General features: G+C 44.2%; 2 protein-coding genes. One reads left to right on the top strand and one right to left on the bottom strand.

Going from position 1 to position 1,793, the window contains the following annotated elements; all coding sequences use genetic code 11:
- Positions 1-754, top strand: a 754-nt coding sequence (locus ACRCJ0_RS13285; protein ID WP_431390725.1) for an aldo/keto reductase, incomplete at its 5' end; no start/stop codon positions are given.
- A gap of 77 nt (positions 755-831) precedes the next feature.
- On the opposite strand, the gene ACRCJ0_RS13280 is transcribed toward ACRCJ0_RS13285, so the two are convergent.
- Positions 832-1,793 (bottom strand): PTS transporter subunit EIIC (locus tag ACRCJ0_RS13280; RefSeq protein WP_431390724.1); only part of this gene is annotated, 962 nt, incomplete at its 5' end.

Here is a 1,793-nt window from a genome sequence, read left to right as displayed (position 1 = left end):
GCGAGGCGATGTGGTCATTGCCACAAAATTCCTCCCCCGGACAGAAGAAGAGCGCCAGAATAAGGTTTCAGCCCGAGACCATATCGAAGGGTCACTCAATGCCAGTTTAAATAACCTTGGCATGGATTACGTCGACCTCTATATTTACCACATGTGGGACTACCACACCCCAATGGAAGACATTATGGAGGCCTTAGACAGCTTGGTTAAGGCCGGAAAAACCAGATATATCGGTATTTCTAACGCCTATGCCTACCAGATTGCCACCGCTAACGCCTACGCCCGTGCCCATAACCTGACCGAATTTGTGTCCATCCAAGGCTACTACAATTTGATTTTCAGAGAAGAAGAACGGGAAATGAACCGGTTTGCAAATGAAAATAATATTGCACTCACACCCTACTCTGCCCTCGCTTCTGGCCGTCTATCAAGACTACCTGGGGACAATAGTAGCCAGCGGATGAACTTGGATAACTTCGCCAAAAGTAAGTACCAAGATACCGCTGATCAAGACCAGGAGATTATCCAACGCGTCCATGAAATCGCGGAAAAATACCAGGTCACTATGACCGGAGTGTCCCTTGCTTGGCTATTGACTAAGGCCACTGCCCCTGTTGTTGGGGCAACCAAAGTCCACCATATTGATGGTGCCGTAGCCGCGGTGAACTTAAAGTTAACAAGCGAAGACGTTCACTATTTAGAAGAATTGTATTCACCCCATCCACTGGTAGGTGTGATGGCTGACAACAATTAAAATATTGTATTCAAAAAGGTGATTGCGCCAAGCGCAATCACCTTTCTTTATCTTATATTTAAATGCATTAAGCCATATTAGAAGCTAAAGAAGTCGTCATCGTCGCCTTCTACTGCAGCCTGGCGCTGTTGCTCTTCTAATAGTAATTCTTTATCGTATTTTGTAATGAATGGATAGTAAACAGCGAAGGCTGCAACCACACAGATCACTGCTAGAATAATTGCACGCCAGTCAGTTGTACCGATGAATGCTGCGATACCAACAGGCATTGGCCATGGTGATTGTGCAATAATTTTGTTTACGAAACCTAATTGTGTACCAAAGTAACCGATTGTTGCTGCAACCATTGGCGCACCGATAAATGGAATAAACATTGATGGGTTATAGATCATTGGCACCCCGAAGATAATCGGCTCATTAATGTTGAAGAATGCTGGAACAATAGCTGTTTTACCCAAAGCTTTCAATTGCTCTGAACGGGCAAAGAAGGCTAGGAAAATAGTTAAACCTAAAGTGGCACCGGCACCACCGACGATAACGTATGAGTTCCAGAACTCACCCGCTAAGACGTGGTTTCCACCAGCAGCATTTTCAGCCATATTCGCTAATAAGATCGGGTTTACAAGCGAGGTAATGATGGTAGAACCGTGAATACCAACACTCCATAAAGCATGGATTAAGAATACGATAACCAGTACCCCGATGTAAGTACCTGTGATTTGCGTTACGAATCCAAATGGCGCTTGAATCAATTGGAACAAGTCAGTACCGAACATCACTAAGGCACCGTTTAAGATAATAACGGTGAAAGCAATAACGAAAGTTGGTACTAGGGCAGTAAATGAGTTAGCAACCCCTTGCGGTACTGCTTCTGGCATTTTAATTACCCAGTTATTTACGATACATAGACGGTATAATTGAACCGCTAAAACACCCATGATGATGGCTGTAAAGATACCAATGGTACCAAAACGCGTTACCCCGTCACCACCCATTGCCCAACCATTAATAATAGTTGAAGCATCAGTGATTTCAGTTG

The sequence above is a fragment of the Aerococcus sp. L_32 genome, from assembly GCF_050689315.1.
This window is presented reverse-complemented; position numbering and strand designations above follow the sequence as displayed.